The following is a 7,039-nucleotide window of genomic DNA, read 5'->3' as shown; positions in this document are numbered from 1 at the left end:
GTACGGGCGAGGCTGGCGTGGAGGATGCAGCCGGTGATCAAACCCGCCGCGCTGATCCTTGATGAGACCGGCTTCCTCAAGGACGGGGACGCGTCGGCGTGTGTGGCACGGCAGTACACCGGCACGGCGGGCAAGGTCACCAACTGCCAGGCCGGTGTCTCGCTGCACCTGGCCTCCGACCATGCCTCTGCGGCTGTCGACTGGCGTCTGTTCCTGCCCAAGAGCTGGGATCCGGCCTTGCCGGAAGCCGATCCCGCCAAGGTCGCCCGCCGCGCGGCATGCGGCATCCCGCCGGAGGTGGGCCATGTTGAGAAATGGCAGCTTGCCCTCGACATGGTCGATGAGACCCGCTCGTGGGGCATCGACGTCCCCGTCGCTGTGTCACTGACGGCGGTTGCGGTGACACAGCGGCATTCAGACTCGGCCTCCAGGATCGAGGGCTGCACTACGTGGTGGGCGTTTCCACCACGGTGACCGCTCAGCCGGCCGACGCCGTCCCGCTCGCCCGCCCTGCAGCGGCACCGGCCGCCCGCCGGAGGCGTTCGCCGTCGCGTTTGGCACCACGAGGCGGGTGGACTGGGACGCCGCCATCTCGGTCGAGGGAGTGCGCTACTCGGTCCCGCACCACCTGGTCGACACCGCGTCTGGGCCCGCTTCCACGGCGACGAGCTGATCGTCACCGCCGTCGGCGCCGAGGGCCCGTGCGAGGTCGCCCGGCATGAGCGATCCACCCCGGGCAGTCCGTCGATCAAGGACGAGCACTACCCGCCCCGCTTTGTGGATTTCGGCGGCGGCCGCCAGTGGGGCGGGGTGCCGCTGGGGGCGGTGACCGGTATGGCTCCGGGTTCTGTGTCGGGCACCCAGACCATGCGCCAGGTGTCGTCCCACTCGCATCCGCAGCCGTGGTCCAGGTGCGGGTGCCGTGACGCCGTGGGTGTGGACCGCGCGGGATGAGGCGGGTGAGCACGGAGGGGTCGTCGCCGGGGTAGAGGTGCAGGTTCCGCCAGCCGTGGGTCCGGGCCATGTACGCGGCGGCGGCCTCGATGACGGCGGTCGACCTCTGGTGTCCGAGCGCGAGGAACGCGACGGGGTAGCGGTGGTCGCCGGTGGGATTGTCGATCCCAGTGACGTGGAGGCCACGATGGGCGATGAACCCCCTGTCGGGGGCGTCGTCGGCGTAGGGGGTCCATATCTGTTCGATGGGGTGCAGGGTGCCGTCGTCGCCCTCGTTGGCCGCCATCTCGTACAGGTCGGTGGTGGTCACTCGCTCACCCCAGCTCCGCTGTTGGAACAGGCTGCCATAACCAGGAGGGTCGGGGTAGCGGCCGGGGTGTTCGCGCCGGGCCATATCGTTGAACTGACCCGCATCGTGCCGTTCGAGATGGTCGACGAGGTGCTGGCGGAGGCCGGTGCGGTCCAGCGGAGGGTCCGGCTGGTACCGGCGCGGGTCACCATGTATCTGCTGCGGGCCGGCACTCTTCGCCGGGCTGGGCACCGGCAGGTCTTCGACCGGTTGTGCGCCGGTCTGGCGGGCGGTGCCGGTGGCCAGACCGAGCGGCAGCGCGTTACGGCAGGCCCGTCAGCGTCTGGGGCAGCCCCGATGAAAGCGCTGTTCGACCTGGTCCGCGGGCCAGCGGCCACGACCGCGACGTCGACGCGGTGGCGCGGTGCCGGTGCCGGACGCTCCGCGAACCTCGCGGTGTTCGCCGAGCACTGGCGGCCTGCGGGACCCGGCCGGCGACCGGGGCCGTGTCCGGCCCGGCGGCCACCGGTGAGCTGGAATACGCGCGTCGGCTGGCCGGTGGTCTGCGTGCCGGGATGCTGCTGCTGGGCGACCGGAATTCCGCCGCCGCCGACCTGCTGAACCGCTTCACGGCCACCGGCGCCCACCTGCTGGTGCGGTGCAAGTCGGGGCGGAAACTGCCCGCGGCGGCCCGCTTGCCCGACGGCTCGTTCCCGTCCCGGGTGGGAGCGCTGACCGTGCGGGTCATCGACGCCGGGACCACCATCACCACTTCCCAGGGGATCCGCACGGGTCACTACCGGCTGTTGACCACCCTCACCGACCCCATGGCTCACCCGGCCCGCGAGCATCCGGCTCTGCCACGAGCGCTGGGAGACCGAGACAGCCTACGCGGAGCTGAAGTCCACGATCCTGGGCGGACGGATCCTGCGGGCCCCGGACCCCCGCCGGTGTCGAGCAGGAGGTCTGGGCTCTGCCGGCCGCCTGCCAGGCACTGCGGACCACGACGACGGACGCCACCGACAGCATCGCCGCCACCGACCCCGACCGGGCCGGCTTCACCGTCGCCCTGTCCCCGCCGCCCGCGACCAGCTCGTCCTGGCGGAGAGCATCATCGCCGACACCGCCATCGACCTGGTCGCAGTCATCGGCCGCCATGTGCTGGCCCAGCTTCTGCCCGCCCGGCGGGTCCGCACCAAACACCGCATCGTCAAACGCGCGATCTCCAAGTACAACGCACGCGGACCCGCCATCGACCGAGCTACTTACAAGGCCGCCATCAGCATCAACATGCTCACGACCGCCCCCTGACACCACCCAGCCCGCCCTAACTGAACGGCGTTGCATGTAGAACACGGGGATCTGTATTTGTGCAAGTCAGGGCGATTTATGGCCGAGCTTCAGTCCGGCCTCAGCGACGACGTTGTCGGCCAACTCTGCCGGAATGACCCGCGGCAACAATCCCAACGCGACGCGATCCGACGACATAATGATCTTGCATTCGTGCAGGTCGAGGCCTCGCGAGTCCCGCTCGGATGGTCCGCCGACACCAGCTCGGAGCCATCTGGCGAACGTGTCTGCGCAGCTGGCGACGTTACGCGAGATCGCGGGCCTTCTGCCGGGCCCAGGCGATGTACAGACGTGGCCGCAGAGGCACGGTGCCCGACCAGCGGCGACTCCTCGCTGACGAAATTGATCAGCCGTGCCCCGAAGCCAAGGTACAAGCAGTCAGCGCATCGGGGCTAGAATCGGAGGGTAAGGTCGGCCGCGGAACTCAGACTTCAGAGATTGAGCATCGCCACCGGCCGAAGGAGGTTTCATGGCTATACGAATCGCATGGACCGCTCATAGCAGTCATCGCTGGAACCTTCGCAAATCGGGTCACAGTGCGATTGGCAGTGTGCCATGCCCCACATGCGGATCCCCCGTAACAATCCCAGAGGGGCTAACTGGGCGACATCCGTTGGGACGTGCATACAGGCTGGTCTGGCGGACATGCCCATGTGGGGTGACGCGGGAAGCGGTCGGTTTTCCGTTGCAACCGCACTGATGTTACTAGTGACCTGAGTTAGAGGTTCGTCGCCAGTAGGCGGCGACCTTGTCGACGATCTCGTCCACTCTCGTCGTCCAGATGAACGGTCTTGGGTGCTTGTTCCAGTCGGCGAGCCAGGCCCCGACGTCGCGTTCGAGGGCTTGGACGGAGCGGTGGAGCTTCTTCTGCGTGAGTTCGGCGAACCACCGCTCGACGAGGTTCAGCCAGGACGCGCTAATCGGCGTGAAAGCAGGTGGAACCTCGGATGGGCCAGCAGCCACTTCTTGATGTCGGGCGTCTTGTGGGTCGCGTAGTTGCCCAGGGATCAGATGAACCTGGAGATCAGCCGGAACTTCCTTGTTGAGCTTGGTGAGAAGCTTCTTGAACTCCGCTGCCCCGGTGACGACGGTGCAGCGAGCCGATAGGTCGGTGGCGACCTCGAAGGCGGCGAACAGGGTGGTGGCGCGGCTCGGACGCAGTCGTGGCTCGTCGTTCAGGAGTGCCGGGGATCCTCGGCCGGAACCGGCTGGGACCGGTCCGGGGGCTGGCGATCTTATTGGGCCGAATCCTTTAGCGTTGATAGACCCCCAACCTCAGCAGGTGGGTCGCCATAAAACTCCTGCCAACAGAAGTGCGAATATGCCTGGATGACAGCGGCCAGCGATTCTCGAGGAGGTTGCCCCGACTTTGCTTAATTAACCATTTTGTGAAGGCCTGGCGCATGCGCGCACGGAAGGGTATCTGAAATTGCGGCGATGCGTATGAATTGGAAAAGGTGGGAGGCTGCCCCCACGTGTAGCACGGTACGCGCCTTGGGTAAAGGGATCAACAGAGATTAGCCACTAGTAAGTGCAATCCGTCGCAAAGTGATCTCGGGTGGCGAAAGGGCGCGAGGTGTAGTGACCGACACAGAACAGCGTTGGACCCGGTCGGGTGTTCGCTTGCGCCGCGTCTCGGCCACTGAGGGTCCATTGAACTGGCTATTTATCCCAGGTGGACCTGGCTTGGGTTCGGAGTCCCTGTTAGAGCTAGTCCACGTGGCCGAGGTGCCGGGCACAAGCTGGCTCGTCGATCTGCCAGGAGACGGTTCCAACCGCAGTTTGCCGCAGGTTCCAGAGAAACCTTACGAGCTCTGGCCGCAGGTGCTGGCCGAGACGCTGGGCGAGCTGGACCAAGTGGTCATGGTCGGCCATTCGACGGGGGGGATGTTTGTGCTGGCCACGCAAGAGCTGGAAAGCCGCCTGAAGGGGATGGCTCTAATCAGCAGCGCACCGCACGCGGAGTGGCGCGAGGCTTTCAAGCAGTGGGCCCGTGCCCACCCTCTTCCAGGACTCGAGGAAGCAACCGCAGCCTACCAACATGACCCGAATGACCATACGCTGCGCGCGCTAACCCTGACCACCGCACCATGGAACTTCACACCCGGAAGCCTGGCCGTCGGCCGCACCATGCTGGAGGGCCTGCCCTTCTGCCAGGAGGCTCAAGCCTGGTCCGTAGCCCACTTCGACGACACTTACCGAGCGCGCTGGACCCCAGCTGGCAGCGGAGTTCCAACGCTGATCCTCAGCGGTAGCGAAGATCACATAGTCGACCAGGGCCTCTGGCAGCGAGAAGATTCCTTCACCGGGCTCCAGGTGCTTCACCGAACGGTCGAGGGCGCGAGCCATTACCCCTGGTTTGACCATCCTCCCGCAGTCCGATCAGCCTTCGGCGCCCTGGCTACTCTGCTAATGCTCCAGCAGCGGATCGTCTCCTGAGCCGCTGGTTGTCGTTGTCAGGGCATGGCGGGGATTTGAGGCCCCTGGCTGGCCGCGGAGTTCCACCAGCCCTTCCATCGTCGGCACCCGGCCGGCCACCGAGTTCAAGAAGTTCTGATCAGGATCGACAAAGAGGTGCCCCGCGCATCTGCAGTTCTACCTGACCATGGACAGCTACGGCTGGGGTTTCCCAGTGATCTTGGATATATGATCGTTGGGCTGCGAGGGCGTGCTGGTGTCGCTGTGTGGTCTGGGATGAGGTGAGGTAGCCGATGGTCTTGTGCTTACGCAGGCGGCGGCGGTTGAAGAAGGCCCCGATTGACGGCCGCCAGTAGATACTCCCCGTAGGCAGCCACTTATGGCCCCACCCGTGGCCAAGGTTTCTGCGCGGACGGCCAGATATATCCCCGGAACTGGACAGTTGCCGGTCAACGGCTGGCCGGTGTGAAGAACAGCAGGGGACCGTGGAGATCCTAGGGGCATACGACCTCGTTACCGTGTGGCGGCTGAGCTGGCCGGCTGCGGCCACCTCACGGCGGCCCGTTATGGCCAGGCTCGGGCGGAGGGCAAGAGCCCGAGCGGCAGCACTGGGCCCGACCGATCGACGAGTACCTGCCGAAGATCGAGGAACTGGTGGGATCCGCGCCGATGCCGTGCACCGGCGGATCGCGGCGATGGCATCACAGGCGGGGAGACGACGAGCCGGCGGACGGTGGCGGAGGTGGAAGCGAGGTGGGGCCGGGGGGCGGAGGGCCTTTTGGCCCTGGATCACCGAGCCGGGCCTGTGGTTGCAGGGGGACTGGGCGAGGGCCAAGAGATCGCGGGACGTTTTCCTTGTGGTGTGCCTGGCTGGCGTGGTCGGGTTCCGGGTCGTAACCGCGGTGTGCGACAAGACGCTGCCGACGATTCTGGCCTGCCTGGACGCGAGGCTGAGGCGGAAAGGCGGGTCCCGGCCTATGCCCTGGCCGACAGCGAGAAGACGGCCACGGCCGGGCATGCGGCTAACACCGCGGTAATGGACGAAGACCTGAAGGAATCCCCGGACCCGGCCTCGACGCCAAGCTGGAGCGAATCGAGTACGCGGTCAACGAGCGTCCTGACCGCACATTCGTCTTCGACGAGTTCGGGCCACCGGGCATCCGTCCCCCCGCCGGCTCCTGCTGGGGCGAACAGAGCCGCCCCGACCGGCTGCCTGCCATCTACCGCCGCACCCACGGCAAATCACCCGCCAGCCGCGTCCCCAACCTCACTGAGCGATACACCTAGGGGACCTTCATGCAGGAGCAGTGGTTGACCGTCTTCAGCAGGCCGGTGGCGAGGTTGTGAAGCAAGTGCTAACCGTCTGCGACCTGCGGGACTCCGGGCTGGCCGCGCTCGGCACCCTCTGCGAAGGCGCCGCGGTCCCGGCCTCGCCGGCTGCGCGGCGGCACCGGTCTGGCGCGTCCGAGCCAGGCGCAGGAGGACGTGCAGGGCCGCCTTCAGCAGCCAGCACGGGGAAGCGACCCGCGCGGTCTTCTCCGCCACGGTGAACGCGTACGTGCCGTCTCGCCGGTCGCTTCCCCTCCCGAAGAAAGCCACCGCTTTCCGCAGACCTCGCTCGTCTTGGCCTGTCCGGCGTTCTGCCTACGCAGCCGCTTGAGCTCCTCCGGCTCTTGTGTGGTGAGATCGCCGAGGCGTCCCTACTGGCCAGCCTTGGCCTGGCGGTGCCAGCCGCGCAAGGACTACCGAGCTGATGCCGAGACCCCGGGCGACAGCGGTGACTGTCTCCCTGGCATAGTAAAGCTCCGCGGTGCGCGGTGAGTCGCACTCACCGCGCACCGCGGAGCTTCGGCCCTTCTTGAGCCAACCCCGCCTCTGTACGTCTTGCCCTCTCTTAAGTCACGACGGCTTCGGGGGCCCAGGCCCGGCTCAGCGGGTCAGGCCGGCCTTGGAGGAGCAGACAGGCCAGGCCTTGGGGCCCTGTACCTTCAGTACCTTCTCGGCAATGGCGATCTGCTGCGCCTTGGT

General features: G+C 66.8%; 4 protein-coding genes and 5 pseudogenes. 7 read left to right on the top strand and 2 right to left on the bottom strand.

The window, feature by feature from the left end; genetic code table 11:
* Positions 1-24: 24 nt before the first annotated feature.
* The 5 genes and pseudogenes from IF89_RS49840 to IF89_RS46460 form a co-directional block, all read left to right on the top strand.
* A pseudogene (locus tag IF89_RS49840) lies at positions 25-321 on the top strand (transposase); the annotation flags it as partial.
* 32 nt (positions 322-353) lie between these two features.
* A pseudogene (locus IF89_RS49835) lies at positions 354-551 on the top strand (transposase); the annotation flags it as partial.
* A pseudogene (locus IF89_RS47255) lies at positions 479-774 on the top strand (Mu transposase domain-containing protein); the annotation flags it as partial. The pseudogenes IF89_RS49835 and IF89_RS47255, both read left to right, overlap by 73 nt.
* Before the next feature lie 148 nt (positions 775-922).
* A complete protein-coding gene (locus tag IF89_RS46465) occupies positions 923-1,864 on the top strand; it encodes a transposase domain-containing protein (RefSeq protein ID WP_158718049.1) in 942 nt (313 codons plus the stop codon).
* Between the two features lie 537 nt (positions 1,865-2,401).
* Positions 2,402-2,554 carry a hypothetical protein gene (locus IF89_RS46460; RefSeq protein ID WP_158718048.1) on the top strand — a complete coding sequence of 51 codons (153 nt, stop codon included), beginning with the start codon at positions 2,402-2,404 and terminating at the stop codon, positions 2,552-2,554.
* Between the two features lie 744 nt (positions 2,555-3,298).
* On the opposite strand, the gene IF89_RS48340 is transcribed toward IF89_RS46460, so the two are convergent.
* Positions 3,299-3,556 carry a hypothetical protein gene (locus IF89_RS48340; protein ID WP_234327990.1) on the bottom strand — a complete coding sequence of 86 codons (258 nt, stop codon included), beginning with the start codon at positions 3,554-3,556 and terminating at the stop codon, positions 3,299-3,301.
* Positions 3,557-4,141: 585 nt separating this feature from the next.
* Here IF89_RS48340 and IF89_RS0133720 point away from each other — a divergent pair.
* Positions 4,142-5,032 carry an alpha/beta fold hydrolase gene (locus IF89_RS0133720; protein WP_324605397.1) on the top strand — a complete coding sequence of 297 codons (891 nt, stop codon included), beginning with the start codon at positions 4,142-4,144 and terminating at the stop codon, positions 5,030-5,032.
* 481 nt (positions 5,033-5,513) lie between these two features.
* Positions 5,514-6,068, top strand: a pseudogene (locus tag IF89_RS48335) (IS21 family transposase); the annotation flags it as partial.
* A gap of 875 nt (positions 6,069-6,943) precedes the next feature.
* On the opposite strand, the pseudogene IF89_RS0133715 reads toward IF89_RS48335, so the two are convergent.
* Positions 6,944-7,039 (bottom strand): annotated as a pseudogene (locus tag IF89_RS0133715) (transglycosylase family protein); the annotation flags it as partial.

The sequence above is a fragment of the Streptomyces sp. NRRL F-2664 genome (genome assembly GCF_000719345.1).
In the GTDB taxonomy this organism is placed as follows: Bacteria; Actinomycetota; Actinomycetes; order Streptomycetales; family Streptomycetaceae; genus Streptomyces.
This window is presented reverse-complemented; position numbering and strand designations above follow the sequence as displayed.